At 54.5% G+C, this 17,448-nt stretch carries 26 protein-coding genes, 18 tRNA genes and 1 other RNA gene; 1 reads left to right on the forward strand and 44 read right to left on the reverse strand.

The annotated features are described in order from the left end of the window. Nucleotides 1-294: hypothetical protein (locus DF196_RS06330; RefSeq protein WP_146194715.1), on the reverse strand; the 294-nt coding region annotated here is incomplete at its 3' end. A gap of 175 nt (nucleotides 295-469) precedes the next feature. Between DF196_RS06330 and DF196_RS06335 the strand changes: the two genes are divergently transcribed. Further along, entirely contained in the window at nucleotides 470-943 is a 474-nt protein-coding gene (locus tag DF196_RS06335) for a hypothetical protein (RefSeq protein WP_109057035.1), read from the forward strand. Between the two features lie 20 nt (nucleotides 944-963). Here DF196_RS06335 and DF196_RS06340 read toward each other — a convergent pair. The 43 genes from DF196_RS06340 to DF196_RS06550 all read right to left on the reverse strand — a co-directional run bounded on the left by DF196_RS06340 (nucleotide 964) and on the right by DF196_RS06550 (nucleotide 17,429). Further along, nucleotides 964-1,036: transfer RNA gene (locus tag DF196_RS06340), tRNA-Thr, on the reverse strand. Between the two features lie 242 nt (nucleotides 1,037-1,278). Then, nucleotides 1,279-1,352, reverse strand: a tRNA-Leu gene (locus DF196_RS06345). Nucleotides 1,353-1,450: 98 nt separating this feature from the next. Then, nucleotides 1,451-1,522 (reverse strand) — tRNA-Gly (locus tag DF196_RS06350). 362 nt (nucleotides 1,523-1,884) lie between these two features. Then, nucleotides 1,885-1,956: transfer RNA gene (locus tag DF196_RS13450), tRNA-OTHER, on the reverse strand. A 47-nt stretch (nucleotides 1,957-2,003) separates the two neighbouring features. Then, a tRNA-Ile gene (locus tag DF196_RS06355) sits at nucleotides 2,004-2,080 on the reverse strand. A 179-nt stretch (nucleotides 2,081-2,259) separates the two neighbouring features. Then, a tRNA-Arg gene (locus DF196_RS06360) sits at nucleotides 2,260-2,333 on the reverse strand. 154 nt (nucleotides 2,334-2,487) lie between these two features. Next, nucleotides 2,488-2,559, reverse strand: a tRNA-Gln gene (locus DF196_RS06365). Nucleotides 2,560-2,703: 144 nt separating this feature from the next. Continuing rightward, a tRNA-Ser gene (locus DF196_RS06370) sits at nucleotides 2,704-2,787 on the reverse strand. 55 nt (nucleotides 2,788-2,842) lie between these two features. Beyond that, nucleotides 2,843-2,928: transfer RNA gene (locus tag DF196_RS06375), tRNA-Ser, on the reverse strand. Nucleotides 2,929-2,977: 49 nt separating this feature from the next. After that, a tRNA-Leu gene (locus DF196_RS06380) sits at nucleotides 2,978-3,051 on the reverse strand. A 138-nt stretch (nucleotides 3,052-3,189) separates the two neighbouring features. Continuing rightward, a tRNA-Leu gene (locus DF196_RS06385) sits at nucleotides 3,190-3,263 on the reverse strand. A gap of 251 nt (nucleotides 3,264-3,514) precedes the next feature. Then, nucleotides 3,515-3,597 (reverse strand) — tRNA-Leu (locus tag DF196_RS06390). Between the two features lie 126 nt (nucleotides 3,598-3,723). Then, a tRNA-Trp gene (locus tag DF196_RS06395) sits at nucleotides 3,724-3,798 on the reverse strand. 124 nt (nucleotides 3,799-3,922) lie between these two features. Then, nucleotides 3,923-3,996, reverse strand: a tRNA-Arg gene (locus DF196_RS06400). A 194-nt stretch (nucleotides 3,997-4,190) separates the two neighbouring features. Further along, a tRNA-Lys gene (locus DF196_RS06405) sits at nucleotides 4,191-4,264 on the reverse strand. A gap of 294 nt (nucleotides 4,265-4,558) precedes the next feature. Continuing rightward, nucleotides 4,559-4,630 (reverse strand) — tRNA-Gly (locus DF196_RS06410). Nucleotides 4,631-4,712: 82 nt separating this feature from the next. After that, a tRNA-Pro gene (locus tag DF196_RS06415) sits at nucleotides 4,713-4,786 on the reverse strand. 21 nt (nucleotides 4,787-4,807) lie between these two features. Further along, a tRNA-Tyr gene (locus DF196_RS06420) sits at nucleotides 4,808-4,891 on the reverse strand. Between the two features lie 102 nt (nucleotides 4,892-4,993). Next, nucleotides 4,994-5,368, reverse strand: a transfer-messenger RNA (tmRNA) gene (ssrA, locus tag DF196_RS06425). A gap of 604 nt (nucleotides 5,369-5,972) precedes the next feature. Then, a complete protein-coding gene (locus DF196_RS06430) occupies nucleotides 5,973-6,191 on the reverse strand; it encodes a PI-PLC domain-containing protein (protein ID WP_158276281.1) in 219 nt (72 codons plus the stop codon). Nucleotides 6,192-6,316: 125 nt separating this feature from the next. Beyond that, a complete protein-coding gene (locus DF196_RS06435) occupies nucleotides 6,317-6,511 on the reverse strand; it encodes a hypothetical protein (protein ID WP_109057037.1) in 195 nt (64 codons plus the stop codon). A gap of 19 nt (nucleotides 6,512-6,530) precedes the next feature. Further along, entirely contained in the window at nucleotides 6,531-6,752 is a 222-nt protein-coding gene (locus DF196_RS06440) for a hypothetical protein (RefSeq protein ID WP_109057038.1), read from the reverse strand. Between the two features lie 65 nt (nucleotides 6,753-6,817). Next, the gene (locus DF196_RS06445) at nucleotides 6,818-7,033 is read right to left on the reverse strand and encodes a hypothetical protein (protein ID WP_109057039.1); all 216 of its coding nucleotides are present in this window, start codon (nucleotides 7,031-7,033) and stop codon (nucleotides 6,818-6,820) included. Between the two features lie 123 nt (nucleotides 7,034-7,156). Beyond that, nucleotides 7,157-7,348 carry a hypothetical protein gene (locus tag DF196_RS06450; RefSeq protein WP_109057040.1) on the reverse strand — a complete coding sequence of 64 codons (192 nt, stop codon included), beginning with the start codon at nucleotides 7,346-7,348 and terminating at the stop codon, nucleotides 7,157-7,159. Nucleotides 7,349-7,381: 33 nt separating this feature from the next. Next, on the reverse strand, nucleotides 7,382-8,134 hold the full coding sequence (locus tag DF196_RS06455) for an N-formylglutamate amidohydrolase (protein ID WP_158276282.1): 753 nt from the start codon (nucleotides 8,132-8,134) through the stop codon (nucleotides 7,382-7,384). An 83-nt stretch (nucleotides 8,135-8,217) separates the two neighbouring features. Further along, entirely contained in the window at nucleotides 8,218-9,249 is a 1,032-nt protein-coding gene (locus DF196_RS13260; protein WP_146194716.1) for a hypothetical protein, read from the reverse strand. A gap of 129 nt (nucleotides 9,250-9,378) precedes the next feature. After that, nucleotides 9,379-9,639 (reverse strand): FeoB-associated Cys-rich membrane protein, encoded by a 261-nt coding sequence (locus DF196_RS06470; protein WP_109057044.1) that lies wholly within the window; start codon nucleotides 9,637-9,639, stop codon nucleotides 9,379-9,381. 15 nt (nucleotides 9,640-9,654) lie between these two features. Beyond that, a complete protein-coding gene (locus tag DF196_RS06475; protein ID WP_109057045.1) occupies nucleotides 9,655-10,026 on the reverse strand; it encodes a hypothetical protein in 372 nt (123 codons plus the stop codon). Then, the gene (locus tag DF196_RS06480) at nucleotides 10,023-10,517 is read right to left on the reverse strand and encodes a hypothetical protein (RefSeq protein WP_109057046.1); all 495 of its coding nucleotides are present in this window, start codon (nucleotides 10,515-10,517) and stop codon (nucleotides 10,023-10,025) included. The genes DF196_RS06475 and DF196_RS06480 overlap by 4 nt, the downstream gene beginning before the upstream one ends. Continuing rightward, nucleotides 10,514-10,816, reverse strand: coding sequence for a hypothetical protein (locus DF196_RS06485; RefSeq protein ID WP_109057047.1), 303 nt, complete (start codon nucleotides 10,814-10,816; stop codon nucleotides 10,514-10,516). Before DF196_RS06485 ends, DF196_RS06480 begins: the two co-directional genes overlap by 4 nt. 72 nt (nucleotides 10,817-10,888) lie before the next feature. Next, a complete protein-coding gene (locus DF196_RS06490; RefSeq protein WP_109057048.1) occupies nucleotides 10,889-11,380 on the reverse strand; it encodes a hypothetical protein in 492 nt (163 codons plus the stop codon). 12 nt (nucleotides 11,381-11,392) lie between these two features. After that, nucleotides 11,393-11,725 carry a hypothetical protein gene (locus DF196_RS06495; protein WP_109057049.1) on the reverse strand — a complete coding sequence of 111 codons (333 nt, stop codon included), beginning with the start codon at nucleotides 11,723-11,725 and terminating at the stop codon, nucleotides 11,393-11,395. Then, entirely contained in the window at nucleotides 11,722-11,964 is a 243-nt protein-coding gene (locus DF196_RS06500; RefSeq protein WP_109057050.1) for a hypothetical protein, read from the reverse strand. The genes DF196_RS06495 and DF196_RS06500 overlap by 4 nt, the downstream gene beginning before the upstream one ends. Next, entirely contained in the window at nucleotides 11,957-12,409 is a 453-nt protein-coding gene (locus tag DF196_RS13265) for a PLD nuclease N-terminal domain-containing protein (RefSeq protein WP_146194717.1), read from the reverse strand. Before DF196_RS13265 ends, DF196_RS06500 begins: the two co-directional genes overlap by 8 nt. 361 nt (nucleotides 12,410-12,770) lie before the next feature. Next, a complete protein-coding gene (locus tag DF196_RS06510; protein WP_109057052.1) occupies nucleotides 12,771-13,334 on the reverse strand; it encodes a hypothetical protein in 564 nt (187 codons plus the stop codon). 25 nt (nucleotides 13,335-13,359) lie between these two features. Continuing rightward, nucleotides 13,360-14,214, reverse strand: a complete 855-nt coding sequence (locus DF196_RS06515) for a hypothetical protein (RefSeq protein ID WP_241519624.1) — start codon at nucleotides 14,212-14,214, stop codon at nucleotides 13,360-13,362. 20 nt (nucleotides 14,215-14,234) lie between these two features. Beyond that, nucleotides 14,235-14,639, reverse strand: coding sequence for a hypothetical protein (locus tag DF196_RS06520; protein WP_109057053.1), 405 nt, complete (start codon nucleotides 14,637-14,639; stop codon nucleotides 14,235-14,237). Nucleotides 14,640-14,674: 35 nt separating this feature from the next. Next, entirely contained in the window at nucleotides 14,675-15,145 is a 471-nt protein-coding gene (locus DF196_RS06525) for a hypothetical protein (protein ID WP_109057054.1), read from the reverse strand. Next, nucleotides 15,142-15,402 (reverse strand): hypothetical protein, encoded by a 261-nt coding sequence (locus tag DF196_RS06530; protein ID WP_109057055.1) that lies wholly within the window; start codon nucleotides 15,400-15,402, stop codon nucleotides 15,142-15,144. The genes DF196_RS06525 and DF196_RS06530 overlap by 4 nt, the downstream gene beginning before the upstream one ends. Then, complete coding sequence (locus tag DF196_RS06535) at nucleotides 15,399-15,752, reverse strand: hypothetical protein (RefSeq protein WP_158276283.1); 354 nt, start codon at nucleotides 15,750-15,752, stop codon at nucleotides 15,399-15,401. The genes DF196_RS06530 and DF196_RS06535 overlap by 4 nt, the downstream gene beginning before the upstream one ends. Then, nucleotides 15,749-16,420, reverse strand: coding sequence for a hypothetical protein (locus DF196_RS06540; RefSeq protein WP_146194718.1), 672 nt, complete (start codon nucleotides 16,418-16,420; stop codon nucleotides 15,749-15,751). Before DF196_RS06540 ends, DF196_RS06535 begins: the two co-directional genes overlap by 4 nt. A 41-nt stretch (nucleotides 16,421-16,461) precedes the next feature. Continuing rightward, complete coding sequence (locus DF196_RS06545) at nucleotides 16,462-16,809, reverse strand: hypothetical protein (protein ID WP_109057058.1); 348 nt, start codon at nucleotides 16,807-16,809, stop codon at nucleotides 16,462-16,464. Beyond that, nucleotides 16,806-17,429, reverse strand: a complete 624-nt coding sequence (locus DF196_RS06550; RefSeq protein WP_109057059.1) for a hypothetical protein — start codon at nucleotides 17,427-17,429, stop codon at nucleotides 16,806-16,808. The genes DF196_RS06545 and DF196_RS06550 overlap by 4 nt, the downstream gene beginning before the upstream one ends. Nucleotides 17,430-17,448 lie beyond the last annotated feature (19 nt).

A 17,448-nucleotide genomic window follows, 5' to 3' on the forward strand; every position in this document is an offset into this window, starting at 1 on the left:
GCGCGGAGCTGTGTATAAGCGCCAGTCCCGGATGCCGGTCATGTAGGTAATGAGGTTCGCGTAGTCGTCGACGGAGATGTTGCGCTGGTAGTTGTCGAAGCGTTCGTAGAGTCGCAGTTCGATGGGGTCTTTGGATACCGATACCTGTGGTGGCCAGCATTTCTCGTGTTCGCACGGGTATCCGGCGATGCTGTAGTTTATGAGATCCTTGTACTCGCGCCGGACTACCCGGTAGTGTTTGGTGTTGACTAGTGGGTTGGATTGCGCTCGTGCGACGGTGTTTTCGTCGGTCATGTTCTTTCTTTTCTTCGTTTTCCCCGGTTTGTTCTGGGGTTGTTCTGTTTTGTGTGGACGGTTTTAGTATATGGCGTTGTTGTTTTGGACACGCCGTGTTTTCTGTTTTTTGGGCATGTCGCCCGGAATATTTCTATATACTGTAATTGTCCACACGAAATGAAGGAGAGAGAACATGAACACCCAACCAATCGACGACTTCCTCGACAACTGGAAAAACTGGTGCATCGAAAACATCCCCCTCCTCTACAAGGAGATGCGTGACAACATCAAACAGCAATACGCTCGCATGGACGACGGCGAAATAACCTACCGTGAATACGCTCGCATCAAAACCGGCATCGAACAACGATACGGAAGCACCATCAAAGACTGGGGCCCTATCAGTAAGCCGTCCAATCCTTACTACGACCGGTTCCTCGACTACCTCGACAAGGAAGCCGAAGCCAAGAAAACCAAGCTCATCGCCCGCTGCCACGACAAGATCGGCGGCGTCGACAGCATCGACTGGTTGGAAATCGGCCGAACCGGAGAACTCGAAGGCATCATCAACGGCCCCGAAGGCCGACTCCACCTGCACGCGGTACTCGCAGGCGGATACAACATCCAATGCCTGCACGTCCGATTCCTCACGAACAAAATCAGATAACAGTACAGTGACATCAATAGAGCCTTCTGCCGGCTACGATCCGGCGACCTGCCGCTTACAAGGCGGCTGCTCTACCAACTGAGCTAAGAAGGCAGGCGCGAAAAACACTGGCGCTGGAACCGTCCACAAAAATACAAGGAGGTATAAAACCCAACGGCATCCATCGATTCCAACCATCCGAGAGATCATGGAAAACGGGGCTGGTGACGTTGACGCCAGTGTTTTCGCATTCGTCGAATAATCCTCCCGTCTCGACGTGACGGTCAATAAAGACGGCACCCGGTTTGCACGGGGAACATTTGGTAGCTTGATGTTTCCGCGGATGCTGGAGGTAGTGCGCCAGGTGGGATTCGAACCCACAACACGCGGATTTTAAGTCCGCTGCCTCTGCCGGTTGGGCTACAAGCGCAATTGCGACGGCAAGGAAAGAACGAGAGAAGAATCTGCCGCCGCAACTGGAACATGCCCCGGTTTTCGAAAAACTATCGATATTGGGAGCACGTTTCGAGCGGATGACGGGAGTCGAACCCGCGTCTTCTGCTTGGAAGGCAGAAGCACTAACCGTTGTGCTACATCCGCGTTTGATACGACGCTGACAGGGTTATCTGGAGGAAAGTTGAGGGAAACCTCCTGGCCTGTCATCGTTCCCGCTGTCCGGTGAAAAGAACTCAGGATGCACGATCCCGAAGATGACCGGCATCCGTTTAAGAAGCCAAAACATTGGGTGGCGTTGACGTCGCATCGGGCGATAGGCGGGATTCGAACCCGCGGCTTCAAGGATCGATTAACCGAATCCCTAGTAAAGAGAGTCAGATGTAATCACAAGCCAGTGAAACACTGTCGGATAAAGGGAACCTGAAGTCTGCCGAACTATCGCAATAGGAATCCAATCACAATACGGAGCTATCCCGGAAGTGTATTTGTCGATGATCGGATTCCAGTGGATACCATCGGATTCGAACCAATACCTCCAACCCCAGGGGTTGGCGTGCTGCCTATTACACCAGACATCCCGCATGCCTCCCGGGGTGTGGCATGCGTTTTAACCAAGCCAATCGGCTGGTGCCCTGTACTGGGCTTGAACCAGTGACCAGCGAATTATGAGTTCGCGGCTCTAACCGACTGAGCTAACAGGGCAAAGAAAAGGGCCTTGATTCGGCGCGAAAAACCAGATGCTCGTTCAAGGCCTAAAACGATTGGTGTGCGTGTGATCCGTGAAAATGGCAGTCAGACATTTGAAGCAAATCAGAGAGAGAGAATTCACATGTCCATAGAATCCATTCCGTCGCATTATGAGTGGGCGGAAGTTTCGCGCGTGCCCTTGGCGAGGTATGATCTCGCAACCTGACGATTAGAAGTCGCCTGCTCTATCCAATTGAGCTACAGGGGCGTGATGCCTTTTTGGCCGGACAGGGCATCATATCCGGATTCCAAATAGCCTGGACCGTATCGTGAAGGATTGTGCACCAATCCAGGCCTGCCATGTGAGTGCGAATCGTTTTGGAAACGCCGGCTACAGGTTCCGACGTCAAGGATTGGAATCGTTCCCCAGCCTGAATTCGAATCAAGAATAACGGATCCAAAGTCCGGTGTGTTGCCAGTTACACTACTGGGGATTGGGTGCGAACGTACCGGACACTCATGCCTGCAGTACGCTCCACCTTGCCGGCTTTTTCTGGTTGCAACAGTTTTTTCGATTAATCATCGCCGGCATTTGAGACCAACAGGGAACCCGTAGGGTTCGATACCTGTTGGTGTCGCGGATGGCATGGGAGTCGAACCCATCATCGTGTTACCGAAACCTCTTTAGCAGAGAGGCGCTTTAACCGCTCAGCCTGCCATCCAAAAATAGAGGAGACGCGGCGAGAGAAGATCAAGAAAAAGAACCGCGTCTCCAAGCGGAATGCGAGGGATTCGAACCCACGGAACCTTAACGGTTCAGTCGCTTTCAAGGCGACCGCCTTCGACCGCTCGGCCAGCATTCCAATAAGGTGTCCGGCAACGGGTTCAAGAGTTTCGTTGCCGGACACCTAGTGCTCCTGAGTGGATTCGGACCACCACTATCGACTTTTTGGGAGTCGCGCCTCTACCGGTTGGGCTACAAGAGCAGGCGGGTTGAACGGATTTGGCTTGAGATGATTTTACGTTCAACCCGCGGATTTCCGCCTATTTTCGCGCGTGGTCTGCGGATGCCACCATGTTTGTGTTTGTGTTGCGCTTCAGTATGACAGGATTGTCGTACAGCGTGCTTCCGAAGGGATTCGAACCCTTACTGGACAGATCCTAAATCTGTTGCCTCTACCGGTTGGGCTACGAAAGCGGTGGCTGGCATCCTCCCGCCGCCAGCCGAGGCGGGTACTGAAGTCCAAGCGACGGAAAAGGACTTAACGTCGCCCGGTAGTTGAGGAATGGGTTTCCTTCCAGCTCCTTCGGAAGAAATAGGAGAAGAACCATAGGAGCCGGAAGAAAAGAATAGGAACGTCGGGGATGCTTGACACACAAATAGCCAGAGAGTCAAACACCGTCAAAGACGGTGTCAATCAGTCCAAGGAAAGGATTCCCCGACGTTAGTGCCTCATACGGGAATCGAACCCGTAACCCGAAAAGGGACCCGCTTTTGAGGCGAGCGCGTTTACCTGTTTCGCCAACGAGGCAAAGTGTGAGGAAACCTCGGAAATAGCACCTTGTTTGCTAACACTAGCGTTGATTCTTGCCGCTTGTGGTTTAGGAAAGTTTCCTCACACGTTTTTTCGATGCAGTGATTCTTGGTTGCATCGTAGTATGCGCCGGTGGACTCGAACCATCATCCTCCGGTTTTGGAGACCGGGACTCTACCGAAATTGAGCTAGACGCATGTTGTAGGGAAGTCGGGGTGCCCACCATCGCGCGCAGGACAACAGTGTGTTTGGTGTTTATTTGTTGTCGTGTTTGGATGTTGTTACACAGAGAGAGAAGAAAGGAGGTTTCCGGCTTCCCTAGTGCCTTCGCAGGGGGTCGAACCCTGAACCTTCGGTTCCGAGGACCGATGCTCTATCCGGTTGAGCTATGAAGGCTTAAAGCGGGAGAGTGGACTGGCTTTTACCACTAACGTCGAGGACAAACGGGGCCTGTCGAGATCCCCTCTGGACGTGCCGCCTGTTCGGTCGCAAACCACCCTGCCGGGCCAGGCGCATCTTACCGCCCCGTTTCCGATGCGGTTGTTCGATCACTCCCATGAGCTGGTCCGTTGATCAGACGAATCAGCTTGTGCCCCCACCCGGATTCGGACCGGGGTCACGCGGATTAAAAGTCCGCTGTTATGGACCGCTTAACTATAGGGGCTTGAATGCGGTTTTGACAGCCCGTGGCGTACCCAGCCACGTCCGTGCACTATTGACCGGTTTCTCCGAGTCTTCGGACGGTCGGCTATAGCTAGTACTCCGATCATCCTCCGGCTGTTTGAATCCGGGTTTATACCATCGCCAACGGTTTTCCTAACCTCCCCGTCACCCGTCGTCCTCCGATACCGCGGCCTAGGATTTGCGGTTCATTGGACGATTTCGGACGGGTTCTCGACTTTCCGTGTGGCTGTCAAAACCATGTCCCGTCGAACCAAAGGGTTCGATGAGGCATTCGTGCGGATGACGGGAGTCGAACCCGCTTTTCCTGCTTGGGAAGCATGCGTGCTGGCCGGTGCACTACATCCGCGTTTGCCGTACTTTGTTCGGCCCAGTGTACGGCTGCTGGGAAAGGAGACGCCCTGATTCAGCAGGAATTGGACGCTTCCGAGTCGGGATGGCGGGATTTGAACCCGCGGTCTCCTGCTCCCAAAGCAGGCGCCTTACCAAACTAGGCCACATCCCGTTTCACACCATCATGGGTGTGTGGTGGCGGGGGCAGGATTCGAACCTGCGAAGCCGAAGCGACCGGTTTACAGCCGGTTCCTTTTGACCGCTTGGGTACCCCGCCAGCGACAGGGGTTTGCGGCCAACCCTTGTCACGGACTTAAGCTCGGTGGATATAGTCCTTCGACGGAAAGGAAGCGAAAACGTCGGAGGGTTCAGCCGCAAATGGTGGAGCTGTCGGGAATCGAACCCGAGTCTAAGCCCTATCCTCACCGTACGTTCTACATGCTTATCCGCGACTATACCTGCGGTTCCGCTTCGCTCGCGGCGACACTGCGGAGGACCGTCGCCAACCTGGTTACGGTGTGGATGCTCTGGTTGGCGGATCGCATCCCACCGGTTCTATTCCTTTATATCCGAACGGTTCCTAGAACAGCGGAACCGGTTTCGGACCATCCCCGGCCTGAAATCAGGCGGCGAGGACGAGACGAGAAGAAACGTTCTTGGCGTTTATTCCGTTGACGGGTTGATAACGGTTGTCCCGTCGGCCTCCGGCATGCTGGTATCGGTTCGATATGCTTATCGAAAACCTGTCAGCCCCAAAAAAGTCAGGACACGCGCGGAATCCTTTCCACCGGCAGGGTTTGACTCCCGTAGGTTTCAAGGACGAGCGCACATCCTGATCTTGGCATGCCGACAGCCGGTCTGAATCGGAAAGCCGGGTGAAAGCTCTCACCTTCCACCCAATCCCCCGAGGTCGGCCGTCGACACTCAAAAAAATTTTGATGTCACTGTTCTGTTATCAAACCATCGCACCGCTTGGCATGGTGTAACACCTTGGGTTTCCTATACCGGATGCCTGGTGACTGCTCCGGGATTCGCACCGGACACTCCACTCGTTTTGGATCAGCCTTGTTCAGTTATAGAGAGCACCAGACGGAGGCGGAGAGAGAGGAAATTATGACCTCCGTCTGGCTGTCCAGCAAGGCGGGCACCACTTGTTTGCGGTTGTGTCTGCCTCGTGTTGACGGTAGGAGTCGAACCTACTTTCTCCGCCAATCCCCTCGCGGCGGGGATCGCGTCAACGGTTCGAGCTTTGTAAGCTCTGTTTTCTTGGGATGGCTTGCTTTCGCAACCCTTCCCCGTGTGGACAATGTCAGTATATGACGTGTTTGCGGTTTTTCCAAAACACGGCGTGTCGCCTTTTAGAAAGCCAAAACCTGCAGCAAGCCCATGACGCCCACGCCGGCGCAACCCAACGCCAGAACTATCGACGCATAGTAGAGGACCGTCCAGAACCAGTACTCGGTCTTGCTCTTACCCAACTCGCGCGTGTACTTGCAGCCACCGGACAGGATCGTCGCCGTATAGAACAACGCCGCACAGGAACCAAAACCAACGGCCATCATCACCAGATCACGCAAGACAAACCCTCCCAACGAATACTGCCAGCGGATAGGATAATGGTCCACGGAAAACAGAAGGCGCGGCATCAACCAACCCCCTATGGAGGATGACGCCACGCCCACGTATCAGCAGGATTCAGCATTCAGCTGTTATTGGCGGCAAGAATCCCTTGGTTTTCCTCCTCAGTCCATTTCCTCCCGGCACGCTCCTGCATACCGAGAACCTCCTCGCGGGTCGTGACATGGCCTTTCGTCTTCTTCATCATCCGCACCGTGAAAACGGCCAGACCGTAAGCATCCTCTTTCGGATTCCAAAGTCCCTGCAATTCCTTAGCCATGATGTCTTATCCTCCACTACTAGAACATGGATACTTGAGCGACTTCGCCCATGAGGGCTTCACGAACCGCCTTCACCTTGGCTTCCGGCGTCTCCTCCATGTCCGCAATCGTCCACAGACTATACCGGCGACCTTCCCTGCTTAGGGAACTGTTCGGGTCGCTGGTCGGGAACTGTTTCTCCAGCTCGTCGAGTTTCCTCTCGATCTCCTGTTCGAGGTCGATCGTCGTCTCGTTCTCCATCTTTTCAACTCCTTGATTCGTTGGATTCTCCGTACTTTCGCCGTTTGCATCGGCGGACATGCAGGTCAGAACATGCTCAGCTGCAGCAGACCATCGAGCGGAACATTACGAACAGCCTCCAGCTTGTCCTCCCGTGTCGGCTTCAGGCCGGCGAGTTCCTGCAGTGCTTTCCGCCGTGTCTCCCGGTCGAGATAGTCGCCGTCGCTGCTTCTCTGCAGTTCCAGTTCGTCCAGTTTCCGTTCTATCGCCTGCTCGACGGTCATATCCTTATCGGCCATCATCAACACCTCACTCTCGAAACAATCCTAGGAACATCGCAAGGATTCCGAAAGGCAAAGGGCTCGGAAACCGGATGCCACACGGCATAATTCGATTTCCGAGCCCAATGACGGAATCCCGCCTAATCAGATGTTGTTCGCGGCCAGAATATGCTCGATTTCAGCTTCGGTCCATTCGCGGCCGATATCCTGCTGCATTTCCAAGACTTCCTCACGGGTGGTCACATGCCCCTGCTTACGCAGAGTGCGTACAGTGAACGCTGCCAATCCGGCATCACCTGTCTTCGGATCGTACAGTCCTTCTAGTTTCGCTCCCATTTTGAGCTCCATTCTTATTAAATACGGCGATATCTATTTTATTGACGCTCGTATACCCTGAGCCAAGATTCCGGTCAGGCGATCGGTCTTCTCTTCGTCCAGTTTCCCGTCATCCAGGTATTGGTCTTTCCTGATTTCAATCATCACGCAGGCCAGATGCGGACTGTCAATCCCGTTAGGCCGAACCGCGCCTTTGAACGTCTGGTTGAATCCGACCTCATATCCGGCGGATTCCAACACCTTCCGGAATATTTCAGCCACATGTTCCCCGTAACGGTCCCCGTTATGGCCGATACAGATTCCCGGTCGAGCATCCTCCTTATGCAGCTCGTACGGCAGTGCCGTTTTCGAGTACGAATGCAGGTCCAGTAGAAGACCATACCCATATCGGTTCAACATGTATTGGGATTGCCGAACAAGCTCGTCATGATATGGCCAATACAGAGATTGCAGTCTGAATCGGCGTTCATTTCCCGATATAGGATGCTCGTACAGCGGGTTCATATCGGCGTCAACGTCATAGATGACTCCCATACCAACCTTGTTCATTTCCTCTCGCTCATCCGGGTATCTTTCGATATCACACCAGAGCCGACTCATATTCGACCTAATCAAAGTCGCATTACAGGAGTCCGATATTAACTGTCCCACTCGGTCAACATACAAATCCGCTATACGATGCACGCTCTCGCGCAAATCGTCTCTACCGGGAAACACCAATCCCGCATGAGGAACGCTAATCAGTAACGGAGCATCGTGCCCGTCAATCGAATAGTAATCAAACAAAATGATTCCTTAAAGGTTATGGGTGTCCGCCATTTTCAATGGTGAACACCCATAACCGGTTCTCATGGAAAAGAGGATTGGATTCACTTCATCGACTGGTGAAGTTTCTTATAATCCTCTCCTGCTTTCGAAGCTGCAGCCAATGCGGCCGGATATTCCATATATGTCACCTGCGGCGGGTTGTCGGTGATGGCCATGGTCATCACATCGGGTTCATGTAGATGTTCGTAATCCCAATCCGGATCGGCTTCTTTGGGATCAAATTTGACGCGCGCTATTGGACGGAATCCATGCTTACCGTACAAGTCAGGCAATCCGTTCCCGATGTCATAGCAATCCAAATGTGTTGCACCTTCGGATACGGCCGATTCGACCAGAGAATGCCCTGCACGTTGACCCTTATACGCGAAAACAGAAATCAGATTCGTCTTATCGTCTGATTCCGAGTTGTCGTTTTCGAGAGCGAATCCGGCTTTACCGTTTGGCACAAGATAGAGGTCGTCGTTCATATAGTCTTCGACTTCATGAACGTATACCGCCTGAGCGAAACGATTATTGCGTTTCAACTCATTTATGGCATCGCGGAACACTTCGGCGTTCCGCCGAGTATGGTCCAAACGGATAACCGGATAAGCGGGTTTGCCCTCGGGCAGTCGGCTTGTATCCGGGGGTGAAATCAGAACACCCGTTACTACCCGACCATTGTCTAGAACATGCTCAGCTGAAGAAGGCCGTCCAGCGGCACCTTCCGAATGGCCTCTATCTTCTCCTCCCGGGTTTTCTTCAGACCCGCAAGTTCCTGTAGGGCCTTGCGGCGGGTTTCCCGATCCAGATAGTCCCCGTTGCTGCTTCTCTGGCTCTCCAGTTCGTTCAACTTCTGTTCGATTACCTGATCGATTGTCATGTCCTTGTTCTCCATTTTCGGCTCCTTGCTGGTTGATGTTTTCATCAATTGCTGTGTGGACAGTTTCAGTATCCGCCAATTCGTCGTAATTGTCATATTCATCGGCGTGTTGCAGCATATCCTCGGAAGGCAGCTCCGAAGGAAGGTTCCTGTTCTCTTTCCTAAACTTGCCATCCGGTGTGCGCGCCTGTTCGGAAGCCCTATTAGCCATGATGTTTCCCTCTCTAAAAACAGGGGATTGGTCAACTTATCCATCTAAATGGTTTCCACGCAGGCGATGTTGCGCATGAAAAAGCGGCCTCATCGGATTATTCCGACGAAGCCGCTCCAGACGTTCTGGTCAGCGGTTTTCCCCACCCGTGTCCAAGTGGGAGCCGATCTGGTTCTCCAATTGGGTTGCCGCGTTCTGCAGTATCAGGTTGCCTGGCACCGTCGCCAATAGGAAAGAGAGGATGGTCGCGACGACCGCGGAGACGACTCGTTTGACGAGTTTCTTCACGATGGCGAACACGATGCCGGCGACAATAGCGCCGACGATGATGGTCAAACCGATTTGGCCGATTGCCGGCAGTCCGGCGTACCAGGTCACGAAATCATTCATATGGCTCCTCTGCTTTCAGAAAATCCTGCCTCGATGGACGGGCGGCAATTCCATGGTTCTCGCCTCATCCTGATTCACATCCTCCCCCTCCATATCGGGATGCTCCTCAATACGCCTGGTGATCCGCTGCAAACGTATACGACGGCGGACAGGCATCATCAGCATCGCCAACAATCCCGCGCCAACCCAGCACAGCGCGTATACGGGTTGTTCGCGTGGATTGTAATAGTAGATGAGTCCGGCAGGAATCAGCGACATGAGCAGCATGAACACGCTCATGATGCTCATGGTGAGTTTCTCACGCCGGAGTTCCTTTTCCCCGAGTTTGCGGAACTCGTTGGTTTCGCGGATGAACATGCTGATTTTCGGTTTGCCGGTGTTCGTCACTGCTTGTTGTCTTCCTCCTCGGCCTTGGCTTGTGCCTCGGCAAGCCGGCGTTGGTATTCGGCTTCAGCTTTCTCCTGCATCTGCTTGTCCATGCGGCTGATGGTCTTGTCTTCGAGCACGTTGAACAAATCCTGGAACAGACGGTTCAGGTTCACGTCCGGATTGTCGATGCCCATGTCGGCCAGTGCGCGGGCGAATGCGATACCCCAGTTGTCGCAATATTGCTGCAAGGTGGGTTCGGTGTCTTCGTAGGCGAGTTGGGCCGCATCCTCGTAGGCGTCTTCGAGGATTTTCTTATGGTCTTTGACTTGCCCGCCGTTGATGGTGAGGTTGATGGTGATGGGTCGTTTCGCGGCTTTGGTTTTGCATTCCTCTTCCAACGCGGTGTTGAGGTATCGCAGGTTGGTGTAGAAGCTTTCTCGGAATTGGCTGACTTCGTTTTCGAGTTGTTCGATGGTGGGATAGTTTTCTTCTCCCCATGGGTAGCTCATTGGATTCTCCTTATTAATCTGTCAATCGGGTTCAGACTGCAGACCCAGTCGTCGTATGGTTGCGCGAAGCATATGAGTGGTATGGTCAAGCCTACGACCGCGTAGTGGATGCCGCCGTCGATGTTGTTGGCGGCGAAGCATGCGGGCAGGAGCATCAATGCGAGCATGCAGAGGCGTAGATTCCACCAGTCCGGTGTCTCCTGACCGTATTGGAGCGCCATGATTTTCTGACCGTAGTAGGCGTTGTAGGCGGCGAGGATGAGCGCCGGGATGAGGGTGATGATTTGTTGGCTGCTCACTTGATGCTCCTCCAAAGAGTGTGACTGGTATCAGTTTATCGGTCTTTTACCGACGGAAAGACGCGCACCAAACTATTCGCACATCAGCGAAAGCCTGTTCCCCTCGACCGTCACATCACGGTCCGCATCCTCAAGATGCACGATCACCGGCCGGTCATCCAACGCCTTCGACTTCACCATCGCCGCCTTCAACGCCTTCAAATCCGGCAGCAGCTTATCCAACTGTTCCGGATTTTCGGCACCAGCCAGCTCCTCAACCCATTTCGGATAAGCGTCCACGAGAACCGCGGACAATACCGGTGCGAACGAAGCGTACAGCCGGTTCATCGCCGCATAGAAGGAGCTGACGGATAGGAGCATCGCACGGGATGATCCGTCGTACGGGTCGTTTGCGATCTCCTTGATGGCCGACATCAGCGTGATCTCCAATGTTTTGGAGAGACAGCCGGCGGCGTTCATGACGTCGTTTTTATCATCCCAGTCGATGGTCGTGTTATCGACCTCGGGGCGCTGCTTGTAGTTTTCAGTGTTGTCGGCGGTGATACTGTCGTTGATCTGGATCAATAAGCTGATACCTCACTTAGTTGCGGCTGGATTACGGAAATCCGGCGCAGCCTTCAGACTGTTCTCGCGCAGATAATTGCGTGCCTCACGAATCACCAGGCCACGCAGTTGGTCGTTGTCTCGGTCGAGGAACGCGGTGATCCCACCGTTCACGGCCACACCGTAGGTGGTGGGCAGGGCGAATCCGTTGCCTTGGTTCTCCAACTGGAATTGGATGCTTTCGACATCGATCTGTCGGGATTCGCGGCCGCCGGACGGTCGGATACGAATGTTTTCGACCTTGTCGAGGAAGACGCGGACGGTACGGGTTTCGAGGCGACGAACCTGTTCGAAGCGTGTGGTCATTCTGTTGGTTGTTCCTTTCTTTTGAAGTAATGCCAGAAAATGCAGCCGACCATCCAGACGATGAAACCGGACAAGCCGATGATGAACGCCGGATGCCGGCTCAGATGCTGCAACAGGGTCCAGATCGGGCCGGCCAGTCCGTAGACGATGGCCGCCGTGAAGGTGAGGAATCCGATGCCGGCGACCCAGCTGGATATACGTGACCCCCATGATGGTTTCTTCTGTTCCGGGTCAAACATTGAGGTTGCCTCCGTTATAGGCGGCGGAACCCGCTGCGAGCGTCAGGAACACGTAGACGCAGTAGATGAAGAACAAGACCATGGCTACGACGACTCCGACCAGGGCGCCTTCACCGGCCATTCTGGCGTCGTCCGGCCGCTTGCTATGCCAGATGATCCATAGGATGAATCCGACGATGGGCAGGAAGAAGCCGAGGACGGCCCAGCCGAATGAGCCCGTGTCATCCGGGTTCTGATAGAGCGGTTGCTCCATGTACGGCTGGACGATCGGCTGCTGCTGGTTTTGCCTGCTCTGTTGCGGATGATATGAGGGTGGCGTGTACTGCTGTTGTCCGTACTGGTTGACGACCGGCGGTGCCGGAGGGTTCGCGTATTGGTGTGGCGGTGCCGGAGGTGCGGGTGGTGCTGGCGGTTGGAGTAGCGGGTTTGGTGTGGGTGTTGTCATGTGGTCTTTTCCGTTTTGTATGTTTGCCGGCTTTAGCGTATTGGTTTGGTGGCCGGTGTTTTTTGAGCTCTCTATATCGTGTGGACGGTATCAGTCTATCACTCGTTGATTCGGGAAAGCAACCAACGCCACGCCGAACAAAAACGGGCCCTCCGCCTGTTCGATAGAGAGCCCGCCTGACAAGGAAGAAAGCCGATAAAACAACATCGGCGTTCCTCGGAAATCCCGCCGCAAACCCAGGAATCAATACCTCAGAGCCGACATTAATCCCAGTTGGACCGGCTGCAGCGGAACAACAACGATTCTAGCAACCAGCGGCAATCAGAGCGACCTTGGCGAAAAACCCGCCGCCGACGCGATGTCAGTTTCTCGACCGGTAACAGAGTCTTCTCAACGGTTCCAAATCAGGTTTGCCTCCTTCACGCTCCACCCGGATGATATGGGCTGCGATCGGAATCATCTGCTCCAGATTGTCACCCATAACCTGCCGGTCCAAAACGGATTCCCAGAGATTGCCGGGCGTGACCCGTCGGAGCGCGTTATGGAACTGTTCCGCCGTACCGAACCGGTCCACATCATTCACACGCTGCAGCAGGTCAGGTTTCCGATAGGCGCGTCCACTCAACCGTTCATATTCGGCCGGCCGACCATCCAAGAGAAGAGCCAACGGGAGCGCGATCTTGCGCGGATCCTTGGCCTGCAATCCCAAGGATGTTGCTACCGCTTGGGCGCGTTCGAAATCCCAATCCGGTTTCCGCCATGAGCAGCCACCACCGGCGATATGGTATTCGCCATCGTAGATGGATTTCAGCGCATTGGCGGCACGTGACAGGGTTTTGTTGCCGGTTGCTCGATGCCATGCGGTGAGCCCGGAGCAGATCATGCTGTAACAGCCGTTGAGTTCGGCTTCATCGTAGGAGGACATTGGTTTCCTTCCTTTTGGTTCTCCGCTAATTATGCGCGTCTGCGGACTGTTTGTACCATTCAATGGTCCGGTTGAGGTCGCCTGTTTCGAACGCTTGTCCGGCCCACTTCTTATATGGGAATGCGTTCCTTGTACGAGTCTTGCAATGCGGGCAGCCGACACGCCACCATGTCTTCGCATGGGTCTGCGGATTGACCGCCTTCCGGTATTCGCCTCTCATCCCACACTTGGGGCAAAGCAACGTCGTATCGAACACGTCCACGGATTTGCTGCCCATCCTATCAAGCGTCCGCTGCAGCGCCAACGTATCCACCAACTGCGGGTCAGCACCCAAACGTTTCACCTGTTCAGGAGACCATTCACGCAGCAAATCAACCAGGAGTTGCTCATCCCCATACTTCGTATACCCATATCGGGTCCCGTCCTGCGAATCGATGAAATCATTCTTATGCAGGAAATCACCGGCCAGGAACCGTTCCAACGCCTCCACTTCACTGTCGCTCGGATACAGGTTGCGGGCTATGCAACGACGGTTTGAACATTCGCAATAATAAGGATGGCACCAGAAGCCGCCGCGCTTCCCGTTCTTCTTCCGCACACCGGAAGCAATGTAAACATCCGAATCGAACGATTCCGCATGACCCGTCCTGCAGAGAGGACATGGACGCTGCTCGCGTAGGATACGATTCTCCGCCTGCCACATGCTCCGTTCAGCGGACGCGACCGCCGCCGCAGCTTCCTTCTCTTTCCGAATCGGCTCGTAAATCTGTTCGACAACCGCAACAGGCAACCCGGTTTGCCTGGAAACAGACTCCACAGTCGCACCGCTAGCGCGCAGGAGGTCTGCTGCTCGTTCTGCTCGACTGTGATATTGGGACATGATGGGGTTTCTCCTTTGATTTATCGGCGTGCGCTGGTTTTCGTCAGCATGCTGATGAACGATTCCAGACTGCCTTCATAGTCTTCTTCGATTGTCTGGCCGTCACGGGTTTTCGCGGTTACTCGTACTCGCGGTTCGCTAATCTGACTGTCCAACGGATACTCGTATTCGTGCCAGCTGATGATGCGGATTGGTTCGCCTTGCGGCCATGGTCCGCGTGCGATGATCCAGGCGAGTATGGCGTCGGCGAGCGCTGTTTCGAGGTTTTGGGTTTGTTGGTTGTTGTCTGGTTTGGGGTAGTAGAGGCCGAGGATGCTATGCCCAGTGAGTTTATCCATGAGGCGGTCGAATACGGCGAGCATGAGGAGTATGAGTAGTGCGGTGGCGATTGGGGTGATGGTATTGGAGTCGATCCAATGGTTCATGGGGTGGATCCTTTATTGGTGTTTTGTTTTGTTGTTTAGTGGTTTCTTGAGGATGGTTTCGTTGTTGTGAGTAGGTGGAGTAGTGCTATGGGGTATGGGTCGGGTTTTTGGAGGGATGAGCAGTCGTATTGGATGATCACGGGGATTTTGTTTCCTGTGGTTTTTCCTTGAATGATGCGGTGTTGTGTGAAGCCGTAGTTATCCCATGGGGCTATATCCACCCATTTGCTGTCGCCTATGTTCATGGTGGTTTTGGAGTATGTGGTCCAGTTGTCTCGTCCGTTGCAGAATTCGGCCAGTTTTCTGTATTCGATGGGGCGTTGGTGTGCGAGTTGGATTTCGAGTTTGAGTCCTCTTTTGTCTGCTAGGCTCCAATCCTCGTATTTGGTGAGGAGGATTGCGTTTATCGTCCGGTTTGGACGCCATAGGAGCAGTCCCATGAATATGGTGGTGACGAGTGCGATGGTTGAGATCACTGCGATTAGTGCTGTTGCGATACGTTTCATTGGTCTGCTCTTTTGCTTTTATGCAGTTTCGCGTTGCGTCGATGGGTCGGTGTCAGGACGTGCGCGAGCCGGCGCGACGCGACGACGATTCCCGGCCAGGTTTTCCCGTTCTCGCGTTCCGGCAACAGTGTCCGCTTGCAGCAGACGCATTCCAAGGAGTATGCGGGTATCGGTGCGAGCGCCACGGTGAGGAGGCCGAGGATAATGACGGCGAACGTTGAGAGTATTCCAGCTAGGAAGCCGAGTTCGAAGCTCATTCGTCGTTCCTCTCGTCGTCGTAGTCGTCCTTCAGTGGAAGCGATTCCGCCAGTCCGGTCTCATCGTCGGCCGATTTGCCTTCAACGGGCCAGACTTTGAATGCCCGGTATTCGTATGGGAACTCTCCGGTGAGGTAGCCGCCGTATCCTGCTTCACGGAATGCCTTTTCCTCGCGACGTGAGAGTTCTTCTGCGAACCGGTCAGCCATCGTTTCATTGGCGAACCAGATGAGTGTTCCATCCGGTCGACGCAGTGGCTCCTCATCCCAGACCGGTTCCGAGTAGTCGCCGAAGCCGCCGTCCTGCCCGTAGCCGCCGAGAATGATCCAATACGGTTTCATCTCCATCACTGATTCTCCTTGTTGAAGACGCGGTCGAAGAATTCAGCGCCGTCATCGGTTTGCAACTGTTGTTCGATGATCCGACCGGCACGCATATAGTCGACGGAGATCATGATGAACCGGTCGAGTCCGATACCAAGGATGATGCCGCGGACTAGCCAGACCCACCAGTCGCCGGCAGGTATCGCGAACGTGAGGCCGAACGCGATGCCCACGATGGTGAAGGTTATGACGACCTTTTTCAGTTGACGGACACTGTCTATCAGGGCGTTCTTCATGCGTTCGGCGTCATCGGACATGATTCTTCCTTCTGGTTTCAAATCGTTGGACATTGGAATCAGGGGCATGTTGCGTCGGACCATGCTCTCGTTCACCGACAGTGGTTCTCCCAACCACCTCTCCCCACCGATATATGCGCTATGGCGGATGAGCCACCAATGATCCGTCGAATCGTGCAGGAAAACGGAGCCAATGGCGGACTGATACAGTCCCGGCTTGTAGATCATCAGCTCAGGTAGGCGGAGAATCGACCGAATATCACTTGACTGAATCCATGCTTTGGATCTTCTGTCCGGCGTGTATACGAGGACTTTTGATTCGCGCACCTGTCCGGCGTAGTCCAGCGCAGCCGAAGCCTCCCGGTCGCGCAATACAATCAGATCGTCCTTCTGCAGCATGTCCGGTCCGGTGAACCTGAGCATCACCATCTGTGGATAGGTCACGAGCTCATGCCCATCCGTGCCTGGATTGTCCCATCTTCATCAATCGTCTCAGGTTTCCTGTGATCGCGGGTAATGAGCACGACCCAGCCGAACAAGGGGAACATTCTGAATTCACCGCTCGCGGTCAGGGCTTTGGCGAGTCGTTCCGCCTCCGGTCTGGCACTCGGCTGCTGTTTCTCCTCGTCCCAGCCGACCGACAGGACCACTTTCTTGAGCAGCCCGTGGTGGGCTTTCTTCCAAGCCCAGCTGACGAGCGCGCCCAGCAGGTTGTTCACACCCCACAGGATGAGTACGCCCAAGGCGATGGCGAACGGGGTGAGCACTCCCAGCCAATAGTCGTTCAAGCGAGGCTCCTTGCTTCGGCGGTCCGGTAGATCCATGCGGGGACGCCGAACTTCTTCATGCAGTTGCCTTCGACCCAGCAGCGGGCCAACGGGTTCGACTCCTCCGGATGGATTACAGTCTGATGCTCTTTCGAATATTCTTCGGACAGGTCGGAGCAGACCTTCCGGAATCCCGTCAAAGCGTCGTCCAGGCTCTGTTTGCCGGAATCCAGGCCAAGGCGCAGCGCATACCAGGATTGCACGTTGTCCAACAGTTCCTCGGGCAGTCCGGCCTCCAACCAGGACAGTGCGGCGGCGACGATGAACCCACGCCAGATGTGCGGGTCATCATTGTTGGCGACACGGAAGGATTGGATGGCGCGACGCATACGGTTGCCGCCATCCTGTTCGAGCATGCTCAGGCAGCGCACGTAATCCTGTTTGGCGATGGGATACCTGCGATCCTCGTGGCTGGTCAGATGCCAGCCTTTGCAGATGGGGCAATGGTAGGTGCGGCATTCACGTCGGCGTAGGGATGCTGAGCCTTTGCATTGGGCGAGCGCGAGTTTCGCGTCGAATGAGCTGGCGTACCTGTTCTTGCCGGTCTTGCAGTGGCCTTGGCGCTTGACGATTTTTTCCATGGTCAGCGCGCTTCCCGAT

Source organism: Bifidobacterium callitrichidarum, assembly GCF_003129905.1.
Lineage (GTDB): Bacteria > Actinomycetota > Actinomycetes > Actinomycetales > Bifidobacteriaceae > Bifidobacterium > Bifidobacterium callitrichidarum.

Bases quoted from the DNA above. Each gene is read 5' to 3' on its own strand.
- DF196_RS06335 (WP_109057035.1), top strand. From the start codon at position 470: ATGAACACCCAACCAATCGACGACTTCCTCGACAACTGGAAAAACTGG.
- DF196_RS06435 (WP_109057037.1), bottom strand. From the start codon at position 6,511: ATGGCTAAGGAATTGCAGGGACTTTGGAATCCGAAAGAGGATGCTTAC.
- DF196_RS06440 (WP_109057038.1), bottom strand. From the start codon at position 6,752: ATGGAGAACGAGACGACGATCGACCTCGAACAGGAGATCGAGAGGAAA.
- DF196_RS06445 (WP_109057039.1), bottom strand. From the start codon at position 7,033: ATGATGGCCGATAAGGATATGACCGTCGAGCAGGCGATAGAACGGAAA.
- DF196_RS06450 (WP_109057040.1), bottom strand. From the start codon at position 7,348: ATGGGAGCGAAACTAGAAGGACTGTACGATCCGAAGACAGGTGATGCC.
- DF196_RS13260 (WP_146194716.1), bottom strand. From the start codon at position 9,249: ATGGCTAATAGGGCTTCCGAACAGGCGCGCACACCGGATGGCAAGTTT.
- DF196_RS06470 (WP_109057044.1), bottom strand. From the start codon at position 9,639: ATGAATGATTTCGTGACCTGGTACGCCGGACTGCCGGCAATCGGCCAA.
- DF196_RS06480 (WP_109057046.1), bottom strand. From the start codon at position 10,517: ATGAGCTACCCATGGGGAGAAGAAAACTATCCCACCATCGAACAACTC.
- DF196_RS06495 (WP_109057049.1), bottom strand. From the start codon at position 11,725: ATGACCACACGCTTCGAACAGGTTCGTCGCCTCGAAACCCGTACCGTC.
- DF196_RS06500 (WP_109057050.1), bottom strand. From the start codon at position 11,964: ATGTTTGACCCGGAACAGAAGAAACCATCATGGGGGTCACGTATATCC.
- DF196_RS13265 (WP_146194717.1), bottom strand. From the start codon at position 12,409: ATGACAACACCCACACCAAACCCGCTACTCCAACCGCCAGCACCACCC.
- DF196_RS06510 (WP_109057052.1), bottom strand. From the start codon at position 13,334: ATGTCCTCCTACGATGAAGCCGAACTCAACGGCTGTTACAGCATGATC.
- DF196_RS06515 (WP_241519624.1), bottom strand. From the start codon at position 14,214: ATGTCCCAATATCACAGTCGAGCAGAACGAGCAGCAGACCTCCTGCGC.
- DF196_RS06520 (WP_109057053.1), bottom strand. From the start codon at position 14,639: ATGAACCATTGGATCGACTCCAATACCATCACCCCAATCGCCACCGCA.
- DF196_RS06525 (WP_109057054.1), bottom strand. From the start codon at position 15,145: ATGAAACGTATCGCAACAGCACTAATCGCAGTGATCTCAACCATCGCA.
- DF196_RS06530 (WP_109057055.1), bottom strand. From the start codon at position 15,402: ATGAGCTTCGAACTCGGCTTCCTAGCTGGAATACTCTCAACGTTCGCC.
- DF196_RS06540 (WP_146194718.1), bottom strand. From the start codon at position 16,420: ATGCTGCAGAAGGACGATCTGATTGTATTGCGCGACCGGGAGGCTTCG.
- DF196_RS06550 (WP_109057059.1), bottom strand. From the start codon at position 17,429: ATGGAAAAAATCGTCAAGCGCCAAGGCCACTGCAAGACCGGCAAGAAC.